A 21,844-nucleotide genomic window follows, 5' to 3' on the forward strand; every position below is an offset into this window, starting at 1 on the left:
GGATGGAATTTACATTGATATGCTTTTTTATTTAAAAGAGCAGCTATCAAATTGGTGCTTAAGATAGATGCTCCAGCTTTTTTCATCGGCAGTTATGTATCAGATGTAATCCGCTGAGGCATAACCAAATATGCATTTGCCTTCCTATCTTTAAGAACTTTAATTAAATGTTCCTTCATAGAAATGTCACATGTTACCTGTATAAAAACCTCATTTTTTCGACTACCAGAAAGCTTTATTTTCTTTTTTTGCAAAGCTAATTCGATTAATAATCCCAAGGAGAAACCGCCTACTAAACCGAATAGCCCCCAAATTACTGGTCCCCAGTACCATACGAAGCCATATATTGTTCCAAGAACCATAAAAATCGTTCCACTCACCATAGCTCCGTCCAAAACACTTCTGCCATCGACCCTATGTAGCGAATCAATGATATATGTTTCGGTTTCAAGGTTTTCTAAAGGCATGGCAACAATATCCTTTGATTGTACGCCGATCGTCTCCATATCATGGATAGCCATCTCAACAAATGGCGAATGTTCAAATGTGGCATAAATCTGTAGCGTATCTTTTTCTAGCGTGTTTTGTCTTTGTTGTTCCAAGTTTTCATCCCTCACTCTAAGATAACGTGTTTGCTCAATATCATATAATGTGTTGTTTTCATTTACCGCAGCATAAGCTTGATAGATGGCAAAGGCGTACATAGAAGGTATGAAAAGAAACCACTGCCAGTCAACCATAACAGTTGCAATAGTAAAATCCCCGATCGATGAATAAAACCAGCTACCGATGGCGTTAGCCTTATAAGTAACAAAGATCCACCATGCCAAAATAAATGTCCCTGCAATCGTATGACCACTATATAATTGCCCTAATCCTGGTGACAAAGTTGACCAAACTGCTGCTAACAAAGGTTTTTTCTTAGAAACGATAACAATATCAAAAGCACTAACCACTGAAGGTACGACAGGTGCATCTTCCACTTCTGATAGAATGTGACTTTTACTTATTTCAACAGCAGAATTGTAACTATCCCAGATACTAAATATATAAGCTCCCATATATAGCAGAACCCATTCCTCGTTTATGACAGCCTTTGCCTCCTCGAACTCGCCAAGCATGGATAAGGCTATACCCAAGTTTAGATTAGCCTGTGAGTTTACCACAAGTTCCCAAATAATTAGAATAAAACCAGGTAGATACCTTCCTATATATACGTGACCAAACCCCGGGAAAGTTAACGACCACCAAGCTGCTACCCATGGAATGCGCGGGTAAACGGAGTTAGCTCCAAATGTAGATAATGCCCCTTTGGAATAGCGCGGTCTTATGCTAGCTGACTGAAACTTCTGATGCGGCATAGGTATCCTCTCTTTCGTCTTGAAATCTTTTATAACATTCCAAGAAATTACCAAGGTTATTCATTCTCTCATAGATTCTCAGCAGCTCGGATTAGTCCTGTTTTTCAGATAAAGCAAAAACCAGTCACTGATGTTGATTTATTAATCTTTGTGACTGGTTTATCATTTTTATGAACTATCTTCTTCCCACTCATTTCTGATGAGATTGGTCAAAAAGTGTTTTTTTGAAAATTCACTATTATTACATATTCTAGTGATCATCATCTTTTGGTAAGAGAGCAAAATCTTGTGCTACATATAGATAGAAAAAGCTGATTTTCAAATAGAAAACCCGCTTTTTACTTATATTTAGGCTCCAACGTCATAGCCTTGCTCTTCAATAGCCTCTTTCATAACTTCAACTGTAACTTTTGCTTCATCAAAAGTAACATCCACACTACCTGCTTCTAAGTTAACTTCAGCAGCTGACACACCATTTAGTTCTTTTAGTGCACCTTCTACTGAACTTTTACAGTGACCACAGGTCATGCCTTGCACATGTAACGTTTTCTCCATGACCTTTCACCTCCTTTACATGTATCCTCTTATAATTTCACTCGTTTTAAGCGCAATGCGTTCGAGACAACACTAACTGAGCTTAATGCCATTGCTGCACCAGCAACCCATGGTGCAAGTAAGCCGACTGCTGCAATTGGGACTCCTGCTGTATTGTAACCAAAAGCCCAGAAGAGATTTTGACGGATATTTTTAATCGTAGCATGACTAATTTTGATTGCTTTTGGGATTAGTAATAACTCACCACCAAGAATCGTTACATCGGCAGCTTCAATTGCTACTTCCGTTCCGGTACCAATCGCAATTCCAATATCGGCGATTGCTAATGCGGGCGCATCATTGACCCCATCTCCAACCATAGCAACCTTTTTACCTTGCGACTGGATTTCTTTTATTTTATCCGCTTTTTCTTCTGGTAAAACTTGAGCGATGACTTGGTCGATGCCAACCTGTTTTGCAATTGCTTGTGCAGTTCGTTCGTTATCACCTGTCAACATGATCACTTCTAAGCCTTGTTCTTTTAACTCTCTTATTGCTTGTGATGCTGTTTCTTTAATCGTATCAGCAACAGCAACAATGCCGCGATATTGTCCATTAATCGCAATTAACATCGCTGTTTTTCCTTCATTCTCATAATCCATCAACGCTTGTTCCGCTCCACCAACGTCGATTTGGTGATTATGCATTAGTTTTCGATTTCCAACAAGAATGTGATCTTTAGAAATATCAACTTCAATACCATGCCCAGGTATAGCAGTGAAATCGTCCACTTCAACTAAATTAATATTTTTTTCGGTTGCGTAGGCAACGATTGCTTCCGCAAGTGGATGCTCTGAGCCTTTTTCTGCACTCGCCAGTAACTGCAATGTTTCCTCGTCACCAGTAAAGTTTGTGACTTCAGGTTTCCCTTTTGTGATGGTACCTGTTTTATCTAACACGATTGCATTTAATGCATGGGTGCGCTCGAGATGTTCTCCCCCTTTAAAAAGGATTCCATTTTCTGCAGCCTTTCCTGTGCCAACCATAATAGAAGTTGGTGTTGCTAGTCCTAAAGCACAAGGACATGCGATCACTAAAACAGCGATAGCTGCAACGAGGGCTGGCTCAAATTGACCAGGTTCCAGGAATGAGATCCATACGATAAATGTGAGAATTGCTATTCCGACAACAATCGGTACGAAATAACCAGAAATAACGTCAGCTAATCGTTGGATTGGTGCTTTTGAGCCTTGGGCTTCTTCGACAATTTTCACAATCGATGCAAGGGCAGTATCTTTCCCTACCTTCGTTGCTTCCATTTCTACCGAACCGTTTTTGTTGATCGTCGAGCCGATGACAGTTGAATCAACTCCCTTTTCAATTGGAATCGATTCTCCCGTAATCATTGATTCATCAACAGCTGTTCTTCCTTTTACCACTACACCATCTACCGGTATCTTCTCACCTGGTTTTACGACTAAGATATCTCCAACAGCAACATCCTCGACTGGGATCATAACTTCTTGACCCTTTCTGATCACGCGTGCTTCTTTCGCTTGTAAATTAAGTAAAGAAGAGAGTGCATGCGTTGTTTGGTTTTTGGCTCTTGCCTCTAAATACTTACCAAATAATATAAGCGTGATTAAGATGGCACTCGTTTCAAAATATAAGTGTGGCATATATCCAGGATTACCAATCGTCTTAAAGGCTTCGTATAAACTATAGAAATAAGCAGCACTTGTGCCCAATGCAACTAGCACATCCATGTTCGCTCCACCATTTCGAAGGTTCTTATAGGCACCAACATAAAACTGCCAACCGATTATAAATTGAACAGGTGTTGCTAAAGCAAATTGGAACCACGGATTCATAAATATATCCGGTATCGTCATATTAAATAAATGAACGAACATCGTAACTAAAAGCGGTGCAGCTAACACAGCAGAAAAAATTAACTTCTTCTTCATCTTGTTGATTTCTTTTTCTTTATGTGTTTGTTTTTCTTCTGCTTCAGCTTTTGGCTTTGCATCATAACCGAGTTTTTTAATTCTCTCCATTATTACTTTAGCGTTGATCAAACCAGGGTTATATTCAATCGATGCCGATTCTGTTGTTAAGTTTACAGACGCATATTTAATTCCTTCTTGCTTATTCAGTACTTTTTCAATACGGGTGGAACAAGCTACACATGTCATGCCAAAAACATCTAATTCTGCTTTTTCCGTTAAAACCCCGTAACCGACCTTTTCAATTTTTTTCGAAATATCGTCGATGGATATCTTGTCTGAGTCGTAGTCTATGGTTGCCTTTTCTGTTGTTAAATTAACTTGAGCTTCTACTCCATCGATTTTATTTAATACTTTTTCAACACGAGTCGAACATGCTGCACATGTCATGCCAGTTATACCAATCGTTATATGATTTGTTTCTCCCATACTAGTTTCCTCCTACTTGGAAAACTGCTTCATAACGCTCATCAATTCATCGATCGCTGCTCTGCCATCACCATCTTTGATAGCATCACTAACACAATGGTTGAGATGTCGTTCTGTGACAGAGAAACCTACATTTTTCAAAGCAGATTGTATGGCGCTAATTTGCACTAAAATATCAACACAATATCGGTCTTCTTCGACCATTTTCTGTATTCCGCGCACTTGACCTTCAATACGTTTTAATCGATTAATTACTTTTTGTTTTTCACCTTGCGTTCTAGGTTTACTAGGGTGATCGTGTAAGAATTCATCCAAATAAATCACTTCCTTTTTTCTTTACATAAATACTATACCCCCATATAGTATTTTGTCAAACTAAAAGTATCTTCTATGTGTAGCATTTGTTATAGTTTTGACGAATTAGTTCATTTCATCATACTAACTTTTTCCGTAAAAAAATAAGGCAGATATGGTAAGCACCATTTCTGCCTGTTTTCTATTACATCCTAATATTTTACCGGTTCATAAAGTCAGTCCGCACTGCTACTAACTACACTAGTATCAGCATTATGCAATGCAAAGTTATCAAGTAATGTACGCACTTGATCCGATGAATTTGTCTCCATCAATTGGTTTCTTAATTCACCCGCACCTCTAAACCCGCGAACATAGATCTTAAAGAAACGACGAAGTGCTTTAAATGGACGAGCTTCAAGTTCCTTAGCATAATAATCATACAAATCTAGATGTAACCTTAAGAGATCAAGCAATTCCTCACTGCTAGGCTCTTTCGGCTCTTTTTGGAAGGCGAATGGGTTTGTAAAAATACCACGCCCAATCATCACCCCATCAACACCGTATTTGTTCACGAGTTCCATGCCAGTTTTATGATCTGGGATATCTCCGTTAATCGTTAACAGTGTATCTGGTGCCACCTCATCGCGAAGTTTCTTAATCTCAGGAATCAGTTCCCAATGCGCATCTACAAGACTCATTTCTTTTCTTGTGCGCAGATGAATAGAAAGATTTACAATGTCTTGTTTTAATAAATGCGTAAGCCACCCGCGCCATTCTTCTAGTTCCGTGTAACCAAGCCTTGTCTTCACACTTACGGGCAATCCTCCCGCTTTTGCTGCTTGTATCAGCTCTGCAGCAAGTTCCGGACGACGAATCAGGCCGCTTCCCTTCCCATTTGCAGCCACATTATGAACAGGACACCCCATATTGATATCGATCCCACGAAAACCTTCTTTTGCCATTCCAATACTCATTTGTCGAAATAATTCGGGTTTATCTCCCCAAATATGAGCGACAATTGGTTGTTCATCTTCTGTATAAGTCAACCGCCCACGAACACTCTGTTGCCCCTCGGGGTGGCAATAACTTTCTGTATTAGTGAATTCTGTAAAAAATACATCAGGTCTAGCTGCCGTGCTTACTACATGACGGAAAACAACATCCGTCACATCCTCCATTGGTGCTAATATAAAAAACGGCCGAGGTAAATCAAGCCAAAAATTATCTGTCATATCTAAATTTCAATCCTCTCATTATCGGGGCATCGATACAAACGCTGACCCAAAAATAAAAAAGCAAAGATGTCTTTGCTCCTTTTATACTTATACCATGCATAAGCACTATTTATCAACCGAAAGTTAACGTACAAACTCTTAACTCACAAGTTATCTCATATATGACCGTCGTCACACTATGTATCAATCTTTTTTTACAGATAATTTCCCTACAAAGTGCTAGGCTACTTGTTTCCATACAAAACTAGATGATTGTGCAATGGGTAATATTATCGTGGATTTTCCTCAAGCACACACTCAAATTTAGATTGATAGGCAAGGCCATGTAAAAATTTATCATTCCATTCCCGACAACCTCCCCCACTGAGATGAATCTTTTCAGAGGGGGGCATGAGTTAGAACACTAGGCCAACTTGTATTTTGCAGACAATTTGATGCTTAACATTTTAGCACTAACGTTTTTTTCCATAATATCACTATACTTTTTTCAATTCACAAAGGTAAAAAGGCGTTAATCCAATTGGAGATTAACACCTTTTTAGAAATAACGCTTATAATCAGCGTTTAGTGTACTTTAACTAAACATTGGTAATATATATTGAATCAAGAACCATAAAACAATAAGAAGAATCACTATATAAGCTGTATACTTAATAAAAGTTGTGGCGATCCTACTAGGATCTGATTTCTTTTCTCTTTTTTCATACTCGATGTGCTGATCTTTATCTGGCATCCATCTCGCCTCCATGTTAGTAGATTAGTAATTTCTTTATAACCTACCATTCCCGTTACCTTCTTAATTAAACTTCCTAACTATTTGAATTGATTGGATTTCTAAAAGAAGAGTAAAATAGCAATTTTGATAATTTAGTGGCCACCAGAGCCCTTATTAGTTTTTTAGCTTCAGCGCGGATTCAAAAACTCACCTAAAAGCTCTTTAGCGCTATAAACGATACGGTCAGCCTTTATCCTTGTCCCCTCAAGTGCTTCTCTATTACGATGATTCATCCAAATACTGTACCAACCCGCTTGCTTTGCTCCCACCACATCATTTTCAAAAGAATCGCCGATATAAACTGTTTTTGATTTGTCTAAACCAAGTTTGTTTTCTATATAAGAAAAGACTTCAATAGAAGGTTTTGCATGTCCAACTGCTCCAGAAATGAACAGGTTCTCTGCTGCAATCCAATTAGTTAAACCTAGCTGTCTTATTTTCATAGACTGATGTTCTGGCTCTCCGTTTGTTAACACCGCAAGCTGTTTACCTTGGTTGGATAGCAAATCTAAAAGCTGCTTTACTTCTCCAAATAATGTAATGCTTTTTTGCCCTGTTACATAAGCTTCTTGGAAATCAATTGCTTGCTGCTCGGTGATTTCTATATGTAAATCCTGGCATGCTGCCGTAATTCGGTATGTGTGCATATCCGCTGTTGCTAATTGTCCAGATTGCCATTTGTCAAACAGCGCATCACTGTGTTTTCTGCTAGCGATGTACAGTTGGGCAACTTCCTGTTCTGACAGCGTTCGTGTAATAATTTTCTCACACGCATTTTTAAAAGGTAATGCTTGATCGTATAACGTATCGTCAACGTCAAAGATGATTGTATCCAATTTTGTATACCCCCTCTATCTATAGCATAACATGGTTAATATCTAGAAAGGCTTGTCACAATCCTAGTAGTCAAACCGCACACCAAAGCCATGGCATTTAGTTCCGCAAGACTGGAATTCGACTTAAAAATACGATAATGTTAATACAGTCATTTGTGAGTCAGTTTCATAATTAATGTACACAATTACTTACAACAACATAAGATTGAGCACGTGTGACTAGTGGTGAAATTGACTAACAGAAATATTTAGGAAACGGATGGGATCAACGATGATTGTAAAGACAGAGGAAGATATAAACAGTTTAAAAGAAATAGGTAAAATCGTAGCATTCATTCGAGAGGAATTGGTTAGTAAAACCGTACCAGGTATTACGACAAAGAAACTCGATGAAATTGCTGGTAATTTATTCAGCGAGCATGGGGCAGTCTCTGCTCCAAAGGGCGTATACAATTTTCCAGGATACACTTGCATCAGTGTTAATGAAGAAGTGGCGCATGGTATTCCTGGCAGCCGCAAAATAAAAGAAGGTGACATAGTAAATATAGATGTATCTGGCAGCAAAAATGGTTATTTTGCCGACACCGGTATTTCATTCGTAGTTGGGCAGGGAGACCCAGAACGAAGCAAAATATGTGCAACTGCTGTAGAAGCATTTGAAAACGGATTGAAAAAAATTAAACCTGGTTGTAAGAAAAGTGAACTTGGTAAAGCGGTCGCAGAAACCGCAAAGAAAAATGGATTAAAAGTAATTATGAATCTTACAGGACATGGCATTGGTCGCTCTATCCATGAGTCACCTGACCATATTTATAATTTTCACGAGCCATTCGATGACGAACCTTTACTAGAAGGAATGGTCATTGCTTTCGAGCCTTTTATTTCAAATAATGAAGAGGAAGTTTTTCAATACGAAGACGATGAATGGACATACGTAACGGAAGACAGTTTGGTAGCACAATGCGAACATACGATTATCATTACGAAAGATGGGCCAATTGTGATTACCTTATAAAATTCAAAGGGACAGGTCCCTTGTCCCGCATTATTGGACGATAACCTTTTTACAACCCAATTCTGTCACCTTATTTTATTACAAGCCTTTAGTCAATTTCATTGATTGTGAATTCTATCATACAGGTGTATAGTGATAAAGTATTTATTCTAAGTTACTTCTAGAGGTGTTAATCAACATGAAAAACATATGGCAAATATACAAACAAGACTGGATCAATGTAAGTAAAAGTCCAGTTGCATTATTTCTAATTATCGCATTAATGATACTTCCTTCACTATATGCTTGGTTTAACTTAATGGCGTCTTGGGATCCATATTCGAACACAGGTGACATCGCCATAGCTGTGACAAATGACGACACTGGCGCAGTTGTTCGCGGTGAGTCGATCAATGTTGGAAATGAAATTATTGAAAGTCTGAAAGGCAACGATAAACTTGGCTGGACATTCGTCAGCCATGAGGAAGCTGAGCGTGGTGTTAAACACGGTGATTTTTATGCCAGCTTATACATACCTGCTGATTTTTCAGAAAAGATCGCTACAATACTAGAAGACAATCCGGAAAAACCTGAGATTGAATATAGCGTCAATGAAAAAATTAATGCAATTGCTCCAAAAATGACGTCGTCTGGGGCATCAACAATTGTTCAAGAGGTTGGAAGTAACTTCGTGAAAACCGTCAGTGAAACAGTCTTAACTATTTTCAATGACGTTGGAATCGAGTTGGAAAACGAACTTCCAACCATTCGCAACATGGAAACGAAAGTGTTTGCTTTAGAAGAACAGCTTCCTTACTTAGAACAAATCGGAGAAAAAACGATTGCGCTCGAGGCAAAACTTCCTGAAATAAGCAATCAAGCTAAAAAAGTACTAGAGCTTGAAGAAATGCTTCCTCAAATTGAGGAGGCTGGTGACAATATTTTATTGTTAGAGAGTAAATTACCAATGATTCAAGAAGTTGGTGAGAACATACAAACGATTCAGGAGAAGTTGCCTGAAATGGAACGGATTGCTGCAGCAGTCGTCGAAGTTGATGAAAATTTTTCCACTGTAAAAGAAACGGTTTCTACCACACTGGAAGATATGCAGGCAGCTGCTGAAATCGTCGCTCGCGCACAACAAGTATTGCCTAACGTTGAGCAAATTGTTGCGGATGGGAATACTTTTACAAATGAAACGAGTCGTTATTTAGAAGCTAACGAACAAGTATTTGCAAGTATTACACCTGTATTGAAGCAAAACCTAATGCTTTATGAGCAGACAGCAACGCATGTGCTCCAATTTGCTACTAAATATCAAAACGAGCAACTGTCTGAACAAGATGCGATTGCAACAATTCCAAATTTGCAAGCAGAGCTAACAAACAGCCTTACCAGCATAGAAAGTAACATCCGTTTACTAACACAGCTCAACAATTACAGAAATTCTGAGCAACTAACAGCGGAAGTTGCCCAACTCGAAAAACTGGGAGAAAACTTTCAAGCCGAACTACAAATATTAGACGAGTTCGCCGCATCTCTTCCTGCCCATGACAGTGCAGAAGTTGAACAGTTGAAAGTTTATGCAGCAGATGCTCAAGCTACCGCTTCAGACCTGGTTAACCAGTATGATGCTGTGATAATGCCAGAGCTTAACAGTGCAATAGAGCAGTTTAGTCAAACAGCGGAAACGGCAGTTGATGACTTGGCAAAAGCTGAACAAATGCTTCCTGAAATTGAAGCGATTTTAGCCGATACCAACACAGCATTAGTAGCTGCCACTGAGCGATTACAAACATTGGAGAATGAATTGCCAGAAATTGAAGAGCAGGTTCACCTTGCCGCAACAACAATTGCAACCGATATGGACAGTATTAAAGCAGGAATAAACAAAGCAGCCGATTTCTTTGTTCAAGATTTTCCTGCTGTTGCAGAGAAAGTGCATCGTGCTGCAGCGTTTATCCAGAATGATTTGCCAGATGCTGAAGGAGAAATCCATAACGCCGCCAACGTAATTCGCAACGATTTACCAAAAGCTGAGGCAGCTGTGCATAAGTTGGCTGATTTTATCCGTGAAGATTTTCCTGAATTTGAGGAAACAGTTAGAAATGCAGCAACCAAAATCCGTGATTTCGAACAAGACTATGACTTTGGTGAAATCATCGAGTTACTAAAAAATGATATCGAAGCAGAGAGTGATTTCCTCTCCAATCCGATCGAGTTGAAAGAAAATAAAATGTTTCCAATACCGAACTACGGCTCAGCTAATACGCCTTTTTATACAACACTAAGTTTATGGGTTGGCGCCTTGTTACTCGTGTCATTGTTAACGATTGAAGTGGAAAATAAAGAAAATCGTTACCGAGAGTCCGAAATGTTTGTTGGACGATGGTTAACGTTTATTACGATCGGCATTGCGCAAGCACTAATCGTTTCATTAGGAGATATGTTTATCTTAGGTGCCTACGTAGCTGCACCTGTACGATTTGTACTATTTTCATTGCTAATCAGCTTAACATTTATGACGATTGTTTATTCATTGATTGGTATCTTTGGAAATATCGGAAAAGGAATAGCAATTATTCTACTCGTGCTACAAATATCAGGTTCTGGTGGAACATTCCCGATCCAAGTAACACCACCATTTTTCCAAGCAATCAATCCATTTCTTCCGTTTACGTACGCGATCAGTTTGCTACGTGAAGCAGTCGGTGGAATTGTCGTAAGTATCGCATTAAAAGATGTGCTCGTTCTTTCATCAATCTTTATCGTCATCTTCTTTGTTGCCTTACTATTGCGAAAACCAATGGCAGCACGGTTGCGGAAAGTAAGTGAAGCCGCAAGAAAAAGCAAGTTAATTCAGTAACCATGGGGACAGGTACATTGTCCCCCTTTTTACTCTGAGTAGAAATATAATGCAGTCATCGGTACGAATTTCATGGGATTGCTACTCTATTCATCCACCTGCTCGATCCGAAAAAAGCACTTCTTAAGTTAACTTTATATCATACTGCTTTAACAAGTCCTTAAAAGCAGGTCGCTCATTGCCATCTCGTCCAATCACATGTGTTGCCGTCACTAATGAGTTCAGCACAGCTTCTTCGGTAGCCTCACCAATTGCTCGGAATGCTATATCGATATCTTCTTCATGAATCATTGGAATTGACATAACCGATGTTTTTTCGTGAGGTATTTTAGTCGCTGTCGAAAAACCAATAACTACTTCACCGCTTCCAGTAGTAATCATCGAACCTGTTCGTGATAACCCTGTTATCGTTCTTTTGATAATCCGATTCAATTGTCTTTCTGTTACAGGCAGGTCCGTAGCAACGATCATAATAATTGATCCTTTATCTTTTTCCTCACGTGATTCGAGGATACTCGCCTTCAATTCTTCCCCAACAGCCTTACCGTTCACCTTTAAATCACTTAATATGCCAAAATTGGATAACACCAAAACACCTATTGTGTAAGTCCCGTGGTCCATGTTCATTAGTCTTGAAGAAGTACCAATTCCACCTTTTAGTGAGTAGCAAAGCATTCCCGTCCCTGCTCCTACCGATCCTTCTTCAACCTGTTTTGACGTACTATTCAACGCCTGGATTACATGTTCATGCGTAACAGCTCTTGCTCGAACATCATTTAGCAGCATGTCATTACACTCACATACAACCGGATTAATTGTTCCCGTAGTTCTTCCAATTTCCGGATTATGTTCTAACATATATCCAATTAAAGCGTTAGCAGCTGTTCCGATGCTCAATGTGTTCGTCAAAATGATAGGCGATTCTAATGTGCCTAACTCATTAATTTGTATCGTTCCCATCGTTTTACCGAAGCCATTTATAACGTGGGTTGAGGCAATCAGCTTTTGTTTAAACATATTTCCTTGGTGAGGTAAGATAGCTGTAACACCCGTTTGCGTACCACTATCGCTAATTGTTACGTGACCTACCGTTACTCCTTCAACATCTGTAATCGAGTTGTATTGTCCTGTTTCTAACTTACCTACTTTGACGCCATAATCTCTAATTCTTTTTTGACTGGACACTGTTTATCCCCCTCGTACTAATAAATATAATCACATCGCATCTGGTGCCTCAATACCTAAAACTCTCAAGCCTTCATTCAACACAATTTGTACCGAATAGACAAGTGTTAATCTTGCTTGTTTTTGTTCGTTATCATCAAGAATACGCACATTTCCATAATATTTATTAAATGCCTTGGAAAGATCAAGCAAGTATTTTGCGATTTGAGATGGATCATTAGCATCAAAAGCACGCTTGACCACATCCGGAAATGCCATCAGATTTGTGACAATCCCCCACGCCTCTTCATCCGATATTTCAGTCTGAACATTACTTTCCTGTAAATTACCCTTTTTCAAAATGGAAGTGGCACGTGCATGTGTATATTGTACATATGGCCCTGTTTCACCTTCGAAACGTAGCATATCTTCTAATGAAAATTCAATATCATTAAGTCGAAAGTTCTTCAGATCGTGAAATATGACGGCACCCGTTCCAATCTGGCGGGCAACTTCATCCTTTGCATCCAGTGTTGGATTTTTTTCGATAATACTTTGCTTAGCGAGATTGATCGCATCTTGTAACACCTGTTCTAGCAAGACAACCTTTCCTTTTCGTGTTGACATTTTCTTGCCATCTTTCAACATCATTCCAAAAGGAACATGTGTCAGTCCTTGGTGCCACCGATAGCCCATTTTTTCTAATACTACAAACAGCTGTTTGAAATGAAGCGATTGTTCACTTCCAACCACATATAGTGATTTAACAAAGTGATAATTATCTTGGCGATAAATTGCAGCAGCTAGGTCACGCGTTGCATACAGCGTTGTCCCGTCTTTTTTCTTGATCAAACACGGCGGTACATCCTCGTTTATTTGTACGACTTTTGCTCCTTCTGAATCCTGCAGTAATTTCTTTTCTTCTAGAAGTTGAACTACGCTTTCCATTTTATCATTATAAAAGGCTTCTCCATGATTAGAATCGAAGCTAACACCTAACAATTCATAAATCTTGGAAAACTCTTTTAGCGATTCCTCTCTGAACCATTTCCAAAGTGCTAATGCTTCTTCATCGCCGTCTTCTAACTTCTTAAATGCATGTCTCCCCTGGTCATTCAATTTGTCATTTTGTTCTGCTTCTTCATGAAAATGAACATATAATTTTAGTAATTCTTTGATCGGATTTTCTTTTACTTTTTGTTCATCTCCCCACAGTTTATAAGCAACAATTAATTTTCCAAACTGGGTTCCCCAATCACCTAAATAATTAATTTTGATCGGTTGAAACCCACACTTAGCAACAATATGTGCTAGTGAATTACCGATTACCGTGGATCGTAAATGCCCCATTGAAAAAGGCTTGGCAATATTCGGTGATGAAAAGTCAATTGTAATAACACCGTTATTGCCAATGTTTGCATCTCCATAGTGATGCTTGTTTGCAACGATTTCTTTTATCACACGAGCAGACACTTCTTGTTTATTCAAAAATACATTCACATATCCACTGACGGCTTCAACTTTTTCAAAAAAATCAGATACCTCAATCTTACTAGTAAGCGCATTGGCAATTGTTTGTGGTGACTGACGATAAATTTTGGCTAGGTCAAAACAAGGAAAAGCCATATCGCCCATATGTTCATATTTCGGTTTTTCAATCATCTGTATTAGCTTATTTTCTTCAACATGCTCCTTTAATTGATCGTGTAACGCATCAGCAAAAATAGCTTTATAATTCATACAAGTTCCTCCTAAAATAATAAAACACCCGCCTCTTTCCATAAGGAAAAGAGACGGGTGTTGTCATTGGCCCGCGGTACCACTCTGCTTGTTTATATGTAAACCACTCCATTTGTTAACGAGGTACACCCCGGCTCATCCTACTAATGTTCAGAAGAGCATCTACAAAGTCCGGTTCATCATTTGCGCCGTAATCAGGCTCCCACCACCCCTGACTCGCTGTACCTTTACAAACAACTACTCTCTTTGTCATTGAATTTCTTATGTATTTCAAACTATTATAACTACTTTTTCACAAATTGCAATAGCTCTTTATCGAAATTCGCTTGTTCTCACCTATAAACCAAACCGCTCTTTAATCATTGTCGCAACTTCTTCAGCACTCATTTTCGAATTATTTATTCTCAAATAATTTTCTTTGTTTATTTCTCCATGTTCCGAATTTAAACGCATTGTGTCCATCGTGCTCAATAAATTGTGTTCTGATTGCTCGACGTTTCTTTTTGTCGGTTTATGCTCTAGCCTGTTCGCTGTTTTATTTCGTTTTAGCCTCTCTTCTACATCTGCTTCTAACTCAACAAAGAATATTTCGGCTCCTCGGTCACTAAATGTACTAGACATTTTTTCAACAGCTTCCCAGTCCTCTTTTTCGTTAAATGCCCAAACAAAAGTAAAAATCATTCCATATTGATCACTTTTCGAAAACGATTTAAATATTTCTTCACGAAACAGCGTGGATAATCTCCACATTTCAGGACTAAATCCGAAAAACGGCTCAAGCAAATCGATCGTCATATGGTTATGGAATAGTTGTAAATCAGTAATTTTTGATAACGCTTGTCCGACAGTCATTTTTCCAACTGCCTGAGGTCCGAATAGTAAAACAAATCTCACTGCTTTTTCACGCCTGGATTTTTCTAAAAGTATATCATTTCAGTCAACTAAACCGTAGACCACATACTTATAGTTCCCATGAATCAATACTATAAGCGTCTTATAACAAAATACCTGGCCCTAAATTATTAAGAGCAAACACTTCACTATAGCAGAAAACTAGCATCACCCACATCTACAAAATACGCCTTTCCGCTCACCGCATCAATGACACGGACATGGCCGACAGTGTCTGGAAAAGAGGCAACATAGCTTAAAGAAAATATTGATTTTTGATCTTCATCATACTCACGAACAAACATGAGCTCCATTTCTACATGTTTCTCGTAAATTTTTTTCACATCTTCCTTGGAAAGGACAGGTAAACTCGGAAACTTCTTAAATAGCGCATCAGATGGGACATCAAGATTAAAATTATTCACTTTTCCAGAATACCTTCCCACTTCCATAATAGATACGTGTTGATCTACGCGTACTTTATTACAAAATAAGTGAAAGTAAAACGTATATGAAGGCTCAGATTCAATGTCTTCTTCATAAAAATCGATCTCTTCTTCGGATTCGGACTCTTCAACTTCATCATCTATTACTTCTTCATCCTCAAGTTCATCGTCTAAAAAATCTTCAAGCATTTCAACCTGAAATCTTGTATCTGTATCTGAAAAGAGTTTATACAACAACTGAAACGCAACCTGTCTGGCTTTCACTTCCCCAATTTCCGCGTCGTTTTCTTCTATAGCTTCTCCGCTTACGATCTGCACAAGCCTTGACGTATTTTCATCAAAGCAAAGCTTCACAATATCGTTATCTTGTTCATCCATATCAAAAGAGAAATTTTTCACTTCGTCCTTTGTTGACCATAGCTCTATTTTTTTCCCTTCCGTTATCTGCTTATCTAGCAATTTATATTCAGCTGTTAAGCCGACGAGCTGATGTATGCTTTCAGTTGGAACAGGTTGTTTTGGAATCGGTTCGGATTCGTGTTTTTCTTGTACACTAGCAGGCTCCGTTCCATCGACTGGTATATCGAAGGCATGCTCCAAAACCCCATATACAAGATGATATTGATTATCGCCATTTTTATATATTTCATTATCCAGTTGCTGAATCATAATTTCAAAGTCCAATTTATCCATATATCTCTGCAGTGCTTCTTCCTTTGAAATCAACGCATCAGCATATTTAACTTCAAATTTTTCATCTGAATTAGTAAAATATGTTACTTGTCCAGAAGTGGAAACTGATATAGTAAATCCTGTACTATGTAGAAATAAACCGTATTTTTCCTCCCTTTTTTCATAAATGACCATATAAGGATTATCCAAATCTATCACTGCCGATAACTCATATTCTTGTGGTTGTTCAGGATAAAATGTGTTGATAAATTGATCCGCGATCGTAACAATTTCCGCCTTTTGTATTTCTCCAGGTTGTGCTTCTTCATACATGCAAAAGGTCATTAATTCTCCTTTTGCGTTAACCGAGTAAGACCCAATTTCTTCATCTGACTCTACCACTACTAAATCAAATGTATCTTCTTCATATTCTGAAACTCTATCATAGACAGTTGCTGGTAAAAAAGGCTGAAGTTGTTGCAACATTGTTTTCATCTGTTCCTCCATAATCATTATTTGAATTAATTATAATGACAAATTTTGGTTTCGCAAATAACATTTTCCAACGAATTTAACACCATACGTACATTATTAATCTATGCTTTTATAATTTAAAAAAACAGCATGGATCATTCAAATAACTTACATCGACGACAAATAGTTTTGAAAAAATTGGTATTTTCATGGTAAAATAAATTATTAACAGAATTTTTAAAAAAGGAGCGCAGACAATGATTTTACAATATCTAATTGTTCCATTAATTGTTGTTCTAGTCGTATATATGATTATGTCGGTAAAGTACAAAGATATAGAAAAAATCGATAAAGGATTTATACTGAACTACCATAAGCTCTCCTATAGAAGAAGGTTAATACGTGCTCTATGGGGTATTCCCTTTTCGTTACTTTTATATCTTGCTTTATTTTGGCTTGCCGATTTAACCACTGAAGAATATAGAAACCTTGGAATAGTCTTCTTATTCCTTCTACTGATCAACATAGCTTATGAATATGGAAAATGGAAAAAGCATGTGAAGTAATAGTGTGCAACTATCTTTCTCAAAGAGGATGCGATTTAGTAATAAGCAGTAGCGGTATTATTTTCTGGCAAAGGAGCGGGTGAAATTGGCTATGCTTATTAAAAAATTTGGCTTACTACTTTTCGCCATCCTGTTTTTATGGTTTATCATACATACGATCATCATCGTCATAGATGGGCTCACTGATGAGTTGGAGCGTGTTGACACAGCAGTAGTACTTGGTAATAAAGTAGAATTAGATGGTCAGCCTTCTACTAGATTACAAGCAAGATTAGATAAATCAGCAGCGCTTTATAAAGACGAGTATTTTAAGTACATCATTGTTAGTGGCGGGATAGGGAAAGAAGGCTTTGATGAGGCAACAGTAATGAAACAATATTTAGTAGATAAAGGTATCCCGTCAGAGGTAATTATTGAAGATAACGACGGATACAATTCATTCATGACCGCTCAAAATACTACAGAAATAATGAAAGATTTAAATTTAGACTCCGTAATGGTAATCACACAATACTTTCATATCACACGAACAAAATTAGCGTTTAGTAAATTTGGACATGAAGACGTATATGGAGCGCATGCGGAAATCTTTGAATTTAGAGATTTATATTCGATAATTCGGGAATTCCCTGCTTATTATAAATACCTTTTCCAATATTGAGCGTATGAATGATTGCATAATAACAACAGTTGTTGTATGCGACACGTACAGATGAATATCTAAGTACAAGGGAGGAATATCAATGATAAAAGCAGTTAGCGGGGCTATTATCGTCACTTTATTGGCAATTGCCTTAATACTAGGATTTATGAAATACCAAGACTACAAGAATAGTTTAGAAAATATTCTAGCCGCAGATTTATATGATGTGTTGACTTCCTATGATGATTTTTTAGAGAATTATGAAGAACAACCAGCTTTATCTTTACAATATATTCAGAATTCTAAAGTTGATTTAGAAAAGATACAAATCTTTTCTGAGGACTTAGATCATGACATAGGCTATCAAGAACTTGGACCAATTACAGAAGATTTTTTAACAATAATGCATACGATCGAAGTCGAGTTCACTAATAATAGAGAACTAAGTACGAACCGTTTCGATGATTTGAACACGATGTTAAATGAACTTAAAATTATCGTGTATAACAATTATTATAATGATAAAGATAATCATCATGGTGGACAAGCGAAATTACAATTAAATCAAGTGGAAGATATTAACGAATTCAGGGATAAATTAGACAATTATATTACGGATAATAAGTTGAGCATTTCCCAATAGGAAATGGCTCTTATATGTTAGTATTTGCACATTCATCATCTGTAACCCCTTAGGCCGAAGCTACATGACTGCCATCTACTTTACCAGCCACGGTTCACTGAATAACCTAACTTCACTCTATTCAAGAAATAAGCTTCAAACCCACCGCCGAAGAAAGAATCAGTACAATAAACAACAATCTTCTCCATTCTTTCGGTTCCCCGTATAATACCATTCCCATTATGGTAGACCCAACGGTTCCAATTCCTGTCCAAATGCCATAAACCGTGCCCATCGGCAATGTTTGCATCGCATAAGACAAAAGCGAGAGACTTAAACTAAATGTAACGATTAGATAAATCATAGCATCCCACTTTTTCATAGCTAATCGCTTGATATTTATCACGCCAATAACTTCAAAAATTCCTGCTAATAAAACTGCTAACCACGCCATTATGCGACACCTTTACTTTCTGAAGACTCACTTGATACTAGCTTTAAGCCTATGACCCCAATCAATAGCGTAACAATTAGAAGAATTTTCAATGGTTGAAAAGGCTCACCATAGACAACAATTTCCACTAACACCGTACCGACAGTTCCTAGACCTGCAAAGACTGCATAAACAGTTCCAATTGGGAGATTTTTTGCAGCAAGTGGTAAAAGAAAAAAGGTTACAATAATCGCTATTATCGTCAAACTCCATTCTAAGACACTTTCTGAATATTTTAGACCAGCCACCCAATACACTTCAAAGATGGAAGCTATCACAACATAAAACCATTGTTTGTTCATTATTTTTACTCCTTAACAATTGAAATAAGATACCTGCTTGTTTTTGTTCATGAAAGCATAATAGCAGATATAGCAGGATCTAATCTGAATTTCGTAAACAAGTTCAACTTTGCAAGTGTAGTGCAAAACCCCCTTAATTTCAATTGAAAATGTTTAGATGCATGGTTCCTGGAAAGTAGTTTTTTGAAATTAGAAAAAAGCAGGAGATCACTCCCCCACTTTCTCTCTATGGAGACACCTGTCGTGTCAGAAACTTTATAAATGATCTACTGCTGCTCTTTCAATTGCAAGCCCGTTTTTATAACGTTTCATATATTGTTCAAAACCTTCTACATCTTTTGGATCTGGAGAAACTGTTTTGACTGATTGGTTCACAAATATTTTCTCATTTAAATATTCCTCTAATGTTTGGTTTTCCTTTTTGTTAATCATGTAGGACCCAAGCAGCGCAATTCCCCATGCGCCGCCTTCTCCTGCAGTTTCCATCACAGAAACGGGAACATTAAATGCAGCGGCCAACATACTTTGACCTACACCTTCTGTCTTGAATATGCCACCGTGACCTAACACTTCATCAAGCTTTACTTTTTCTTCTTCCATAAGAATATCCATCCCTATTTTCATCGCACCAAATGCACTAAATAAATGGGTACGCATGAAATTAGCTAGATTGAAATTGCTGCCTGAAGATCGAACAAATAATGGACGGCCTTCTTCGAAATAAGTCATATGCTCTCCGGAAAGATAGCCATAAGAAAGTAAGCCACCGCCATCTGGGTCTCCTTGAAGGGCTTGCTTGAACAAGGTTTCATATAATTTGTCTGTATCTACTTCCATGCCCATTGCTGTAGAAAATTGTTCAAATAATCCTACCCACGCATTCAGATCAGATGTACAGTTATTAGAGTGCGCCATCGCTACTAAGTTACCTGTAGGTGTGGTTACGAGATCAATTTCAGGATGTACTTTAGATAGATCTTTTTCCAGTACAACCATTGCAAATGCCGATGTTCCAGCAGACACATTACCCGTACGTTTCGCTACACTGTTTGTTGCAACCATGCCAGTTCCAGCGTCCCCTTCAGGCGGACAAAGTGGAATACCTGCCTCCAATTCTCCGGTAACATCTAACAGTTTTGCGCCTGCTTCTGTTAATTCACCAGCGTTTTCCCCTGCTACCAATACGTTCGGCAAAATATCTTCCAATTTCCATGGTAAGTTCTTCGGTGCAATCGATGCATTAAATTGTTCGATCATGGTTTGATTAAAGCTTTTCGTTTCTAAATCAATTGGAAATACACCAGACGCTTCCCCAACTCCAAGCACCTTCTGACCTGTCAGTTTCCAATGCACATAACCAGCTAAAGTAGTTTGAAAACGAATGTCACTAACATGCTCCTCTTGATTTATGGTTGCTTGATATAAATGAGCAATGCTCCATCTTTGCGGAATTTGATAGTTAAATAGATTTGTTAGCTCTGTCGATGCCTGTTCGGTTATATTATTACGCCATGTTCGGAAAGGCACCAAAAGTTCATCATCTTTCCCAAAAGCCATGTAGCCATGCATCATGGCACTAAAGCCAATCGCGCCTACAGTTTGTAAAGTAATGCCGTACTGCTGTTCGACATCACTCGCCATCTTTGCGTAACTGTCTTGCAGCCCTTTCCAAATTTCCTCAACGCTATATGTCCACATATTATTTTCATAACTATTTTCCCAATCATGGCTTCCAGAAGCGATTGGTGTATGATCTTCACCAATCAGAACTGCTTTAATTCGTGTAGACCCTAATTCAATACCAAGTACTGTCTTACCATTTTGAATTGCATTTTTTACAGCTTGACTCATTTGACATTCCTCCAAAAATAGATTTAGCAAGTAGTTATAGCAACCGTTTTCATATACGTGCTTATGAGTATCATCATTTCTAAAGTAAAGTGGTATTCAATTCAATTCATTTCATTACATACAAGAACCATCTTGTACGTACATATTAAATTATAGTCTTATGTTACAACAATTCATACGTACACTCAAGCGTAACTTAGTTTTGGTAGATTGATAGTCTTAGAGGAACTAGAAACCTTTTGCCAATGTCTGTGGTAAGTTATGCTCAACTTTTAATTCTCTTCTCGTAACAGAATAATTTCCTTCGCTATCATACTTCTATTGCCCGCTGTAATGAATTGTCTTCTTGCTAAAACAATCGAAACACTAGCTCCCTCGTGAACCTGCTCTAAGGATAACGTTTCACCGTCATTATTGCTGATTGTCGTATCTTGATTAATTTGCACATGGCACAAATATCCGATATCATCTCTGCCATTTCTGCTAAATTTAATAACCGGGCAATCCGTTGTGAACGCTTGATTGTTATCGTCAACATCTGTTACGGTTCCCTCAAGCGTTTTCGTACTCAAATCAAACAACAAAACTGACACAAACGTAATGATCGCTATAGCAAATAATACCATTACCTTTTTCATGTATCTCAT

The 21,844-nt window shown here is 38.0% G+C and carries 20 protein-coding genes and 1 other annotated feature; of the genes, 5 read left to right on the forward strand and 15 right to left on the reverse strand.

Features of this window, described 5'->3' with window-relative positions; all coding sequences use genetic code 11:
• Positions 1 to 92: 92 nt before the first annotated feature.
• The 7 genes from ACI6MV_RS02280 to ACI6MV_RS02310 all read right to left on the reverse strand — a co-directional run bounded on the left by ACI6MV_RS02280 (position 93) and on the right by ACI6MV_RS02310 (position 7,473).
• Positions 93 to 1,361: a hypothetical protein gene (locus tag ACI6MV_RS02280; protein ID WP_407268242.1), complete on the reverse strand. Its 1,269-nt coding sequence runs from the start codon at positions 1,359 to 1,361 to the stop codon at positions 93 to 95.
• Positions 1,362 to 1,709: 348 nt separating this feature from the next.
• On the reverse strand, positions 1,710 to 1,916 hold the full coding sequence (gene copZ / locus ACI6MV_RS02285; protein WP_407268244.1) for a copper chaperone CopZ: 207 nt from the start codon (positions 1,914 to 1,916) through the stop codon (positions 1,710 to 1,712).
• A gap of 29 nt (positions 1,917 to 1,945) precedes the next feature.
• Positions 1,946 to 4,330, reverse strand: coding sequence for a heavy metal translocating P-type ATPase (locus tag ACI6MV_RS02290; protein ID WP_407268245.1), 2,385 nt, complete (start codon positions 4,328 to 4,330; stop codon positions 1,946 to 1,948).
• Positions 4,331 to 4,342: 12 nt separating this feature from the next.
• The gene (locus ACI6MV_RS02295; protein WP_407268246.1) at positions 4,343 to 4,645 is read right to left on the reverse strand and encodes a metal-sensing transcriptional repressor; all 303 of its coding nucleotides are present in this window, start codon (positions 4,643 to 4,645) and stop codon (positions 4,343 to 4,345) included.
• A 215-nt stretch (positions 4,646 to 4,860) separates the two neighbouring features.
• Positions 4,861 to 5,859 carry a tRNA dihydrouridine synthase gene (locus ACI6MV_RS02300; RefSeq protein ID WP_407268247.1) on the reverse strand — a complete coding sequence of 333 codons (999 nt, stop codon included), beginning with the start codon at positions 5,857 to 5,859 and terminating at the stop codon, positions 4,861 to 4,863.
• A gap of 577 nt (positions 5,860 to 6,436) precedes the next feature.
• Positions 6,437 to 6,595 (reverse strand): hypothetical protein, encoded by a 159-nt coding sequence (locus ACI6MV_RS02305; protein ID WP_407268248.1) that lies wholly within the window; start codon positions 6,593 to 6,595, stop codon positions 6,437 to 6,439.
• A 170-nt stretch (positions 6,596 to 6,765) separates the two neighbouring features.
• Positions 6,766 to 7,473: an HAD family hydrolase gene (locus ACI6MV_RS02310; RefSeq protein ID WP_407268249.1), complete on the reverse strand. Its 708-nt coding sequence runs from the start codon at positions 7,471 to 7,473 to the stop codon at positions 6,766 to 6,768.
• A gap of 271 nt (positions 7,474 to 7,744) precedes the next feature.
• On the opposite strand from ACI6MV_RS02310, the gene map reads away from it, so the two are divergent.
• Positions 7,745 to 8,488, forward strand: coding sequence for a type I methionyl aminopeptidase (map, locus tag ACI6MV_RS02315; protein WP_407268451.1), 744 nt, complete (start codon positions 7,745 to 7,747; stop codon positions 8,486 to 8,488).
• Positions 8,489 to 8,666: 178 nt separating this feature from the next.
• Positions 8,667 to 11,333 carry a YhgE/Pip family protein gene (locus ACI6MV_RS02320; protein ID WP_407268250.1) on the forward strand — a complete coding sequence of 889 codons (2,667 nt, stop codon included), beginning with the start codon at positions 8,667 to 8,669 and terminating at the stop codon, positions 11,331 to 11,333.
• Between the two features lie 123 nt (positions 11,334 to 11,456).
• Here the strand turns inward: ACI6MV_RS02320 and ACI6MV_RS02325 are convergent, their stop codons facing one another.
• From ACI6MV_RS02325 to ACI6MV_RS02340, 4 genes are all read right to left on the reverse strand, one after another.
• A complete protein-coding gene (locus ACI6MV_RS02325; RefSeq protein WP_407268251.1) occupies positions 11,457 to 12,518 on the reverse strand; it encodes a DmpA family aminopeptidase in 1,062 nt (353 codons plus the stop codon).
• A gap of 30 nt (positions 12,519 to 12,548) precedes the next feature.
• A complete protein-coding gene (gene argS, locus ACI6MV_RS02330) occupies positions 12,549 to 14,237 on the reverse strand; it encodes an arginine--tRNA ligase (RefSeq protein ID WP_407268252.1) in 1,689 nt (562 codons plus the stop codon).
• A gap of 46 nt (positions 14,238 to 14,283) precedes the next feature.
• Positions 14,284 to 14,499, reverse strand: a binding site (T-box leader).
• A 74-nt stretch (positions 14,500 to 14,573) separates the two neighbouring features.
• Entirely contained in the window at positions 14,574 to 15,131 is a 558-nt protein-coding gene (locus ACI6MV_RS02335) for an AAA family ATPase (RefSeq protein WP_407268253.1), read from the reverse strand.
• Between the two features lie 146 nt (positions 15,132 to 15,277).
• Positions 15,278 to 16,741, reverse strand: a complete 1,464-nt coding sequence (locus ACI6MV_RS02340) for a YcdB/YcdC domain-containing protein (RefSeq protein WP_407268254.1) — start codon at positions 16,739 to 16,741, stop codon at positions 15,278 to 15,280.
• Positions 16,742 to 16,977: 236 nt separating this feature from the next.
• Here ACI6MV_RS02340 and ACI6MV_RS02345 point away from each other — a divergent pair, with 236 nt between their 5' ends.
• The 3 genes from ACI6MV_RS02345 to ACI6MV_RS02355 all read left to right on the forward strand — a co-directional run bounded on the left by ACI6MV_RS02345 (position 16,978) and on the right by ACI6MV_RS02355 (position 18,572).
• Positions 16,978 to 17,286 carry a hypothetical protein gene (locus tag ACI6MV_RS02345; RefSeq protein ID WP_407268255.1) on the forward strand — a complete coding sequence of 103 codons (309 nt, stop codon included), beginning with the start codon at positions 16,978 to 16,980 and terminating at the stop codon, positions 17,284 to 17,286.
• 91 nt (positions 17,287 to 17,377) lie between these two features.
• Positions 17,378 to 17,947, forward strand: coding sequence for a YdcF family protein (locus ACI6MV_RS02350; protein ID WP_407268256.1), 570 nt, complete (start codon positions 17,378 to 17,380; stop codon positions 17,945 to 17,947).
• A gap of 82 nt (positions 17,948 to 18,029) precedes the next feature.
• Complete coding sequence (locus ACI6MV_RS02355) at positions 18,030 to 18,572, forward strand: hypothetical protein (RefSeq protein ID WP_407268257.1); 543 nt, start codon at positions 18,030 to 18,032, stop codon at positions 18,570 to 18,572.
• A 121-nt stretch (positions 18,573 to 18,693) separates the two neighbouring features.
• Here ACI6MV_RS02355 and ACI6MV_RS02360 read toward each other — a convergent pair whose 3' ends face one another.
• The 4 genes from ACI6MV_RS02360 to ACI6MV_RS02375 all read right to left on the reverse strand — a co-directional run bounded on the left by ACI6MV_RS02360 (position 18,694) and on the right by ACI6MV_RS02375 (position 21,835).
• Positions 18,694 to 19,005 carry a DMT family transporter gene (locus ACI6MV_RS02360; protein ID WP_407268258.1) on the reverse strand — a complete coding sequence of 104 codons (312 nt, stop codon included), beginning with the start codon at positions 19,003 to 19,005 and terminating at the stop codon, positions 18,694 to 18,696.
• Positions 19,005 to 19,346, reverse strand: coding sequence for a DMT family transporter (locus ACI6MV_RS02365; protein WP_407268260.1), 342 nt, complete (start codon positions 19,344 to 19,346; stop codon positions 19,005 to 19,007). The genes ACI6MV_RS02360 and ACI6MV_RS02365 overlap by 1 nt, the downstream gene beginning before the upstream one ends.
• Positions 19,347 to 19,601: 255 nt before the next feature.
• Positions 19,602 to 21,197, reverse strand: a complete 1,596-nt coding sequence (locus ACI6MV_RS02370) for a xylulokinase (RefSeq protein WP_407268261.1) — start codon at positions 21,195 to 21,197, stop codon at positions 19,602 to 19,604.
• Between the two features lie 272 nt (positions 21,198 to 21,469).
• The gene (locus tag ACI6MV_RS02375) at positions 21,470 to 21,835 is read right to left on the reverse strand and encodes a hypothetical protein (RefSeq protein WP_407268262.1); all 366 of its coding nucleotides are present in this window, start codon (positions 21,833 to 21,835) and stop codon (positions 21,470 to 21,472) included.
• Positions 21,836 to 21,844: the final 9 nt, after the last annotated feature.

It is taken from the genome of Radiobacillus sp. PE A8.2 (genome assembly GCF_045635475.1).
Classification (GTDB): domain Bacteria; phylum Bacillota; class Bacilli; order Bacillales; family Amphibacillaceae; genus JBJGXI01.

Excerpts from the sequence above, each read along its gene's own strand:
- ACI6MV_RS02280 (WP_407268242.1), bottom strand. The coding sequence starts at position 1,361 with ATGCCGCATCAGAAGTTTCAGTCAGCTAGCATAAGACCGCGCTATTCC.
- copZ (WP_407268244.1), bottom strand. The coding sequence starts at position 1,916 with ATGGAGAAAACGTTACATGTGCAAGGCATGACCTGTGGTCACTGTAAA.
- ACI6MV_RS02290 (WP_407268245.1), bottom strand. The coding sequence starts at position 4,330 with ATGGGAGAAACAAATCATATAACGATTGGTATAACTGGCATGACATGT.
- ACI6MV_RS02300 (WP_407268247.1), bottom strand. The coding sequence starts at position 5,859 with ATGACAGATAATTTTTGGCTTGATTTACCTCGGCCGTTTTTTATATTA.
- ACI6MV_RS02305 (WP_407268248.1), bottom strand. The coding sequence starts at position 6,595 with ATGCCAGATAAAGATCAGCACATCGAGTATGAAAAAAGAGAAAAGAAA.
- map (WP_407268451.1), top strand. The coding sequence starts at position 7,745 with ATGATTGTAAAGACAGAGGAAGATATAAACAGTTTAAAAGAAATAGGT.
- ACI6MV_RS02320 (WP_407268250.1), top strand. The coding sequence starts at position 8,667 with ATGAAAAACATATGGCAAATATACAAACAAGACTGGATCAATGTAAGT.
- argS (WP_407268252.1), bottom strand. The coding sequence starts at position 14,237 with ATGAATTATAAAGCTATTTTTGCTGATGCGTTACACGATCAATTAAAG.
- ACI6MV_RS02340 (WP_407268254.1), bottom strand. The coding sequence starts at position 16,741 with ATGAAAACAATGTTGCAACAACTTCAGCCTTTTTTACCAGCAACTGTC.
- ACI6MV_RS02345 (WP_407268255.1), top strand. The coding sequence starts at position 16,978 with ATGATTTTACAATATCTAATTGTTCCATTAATTGTTGTTCTAGTCGTA.
- ACI6MV_RS02350 (WP_407268256.1), top strand. The coding sequence starts at position 17,378 with ATGCTTATTAAAAAATTTGGCTTACTACTTTTCGCCATCCTGTTTTTA.
- ACI6MV_RS02355 (WP_407268257.1), top strand. The coding sequence starts at position 18,030 with ATGATAAAAGCAGTTAGCGGGGCTATTATCGTCACTTTATTGGCAATT.
- ACI6MV_RS02360 (WP_407268258.1), bottom strand. The coding sequence starts at position 19,005 with ATGGCGTGGTTAGCAGTTTTATTAGCAGGAATTTTTGAAGTTATTGGC.
- ACI6MV_RS02365 (WP_407268260.1), bottom strand. The coding sequence starts at position 19,346 with ATGAACAAACAATGGTTTTATGTTGTGATAGCTTCCATCTTTGAAGTG.
- ACI6MV_RS02370 (WP_407268261.1), bottom strand. The coding sequence starts at position 21,197 with ATGAGTCAAGCTGTAAAAAATGCAATTCAAAATGGTAAGACAGTACTT.
- ACI6MV_RS02375 (WP_407268262.1), bottom strand. The coding sequence starts at position 21,835 with ATGAAAAAGGTAATGGTATTATTTGCTATAGCGATCATTACGTTTGTG.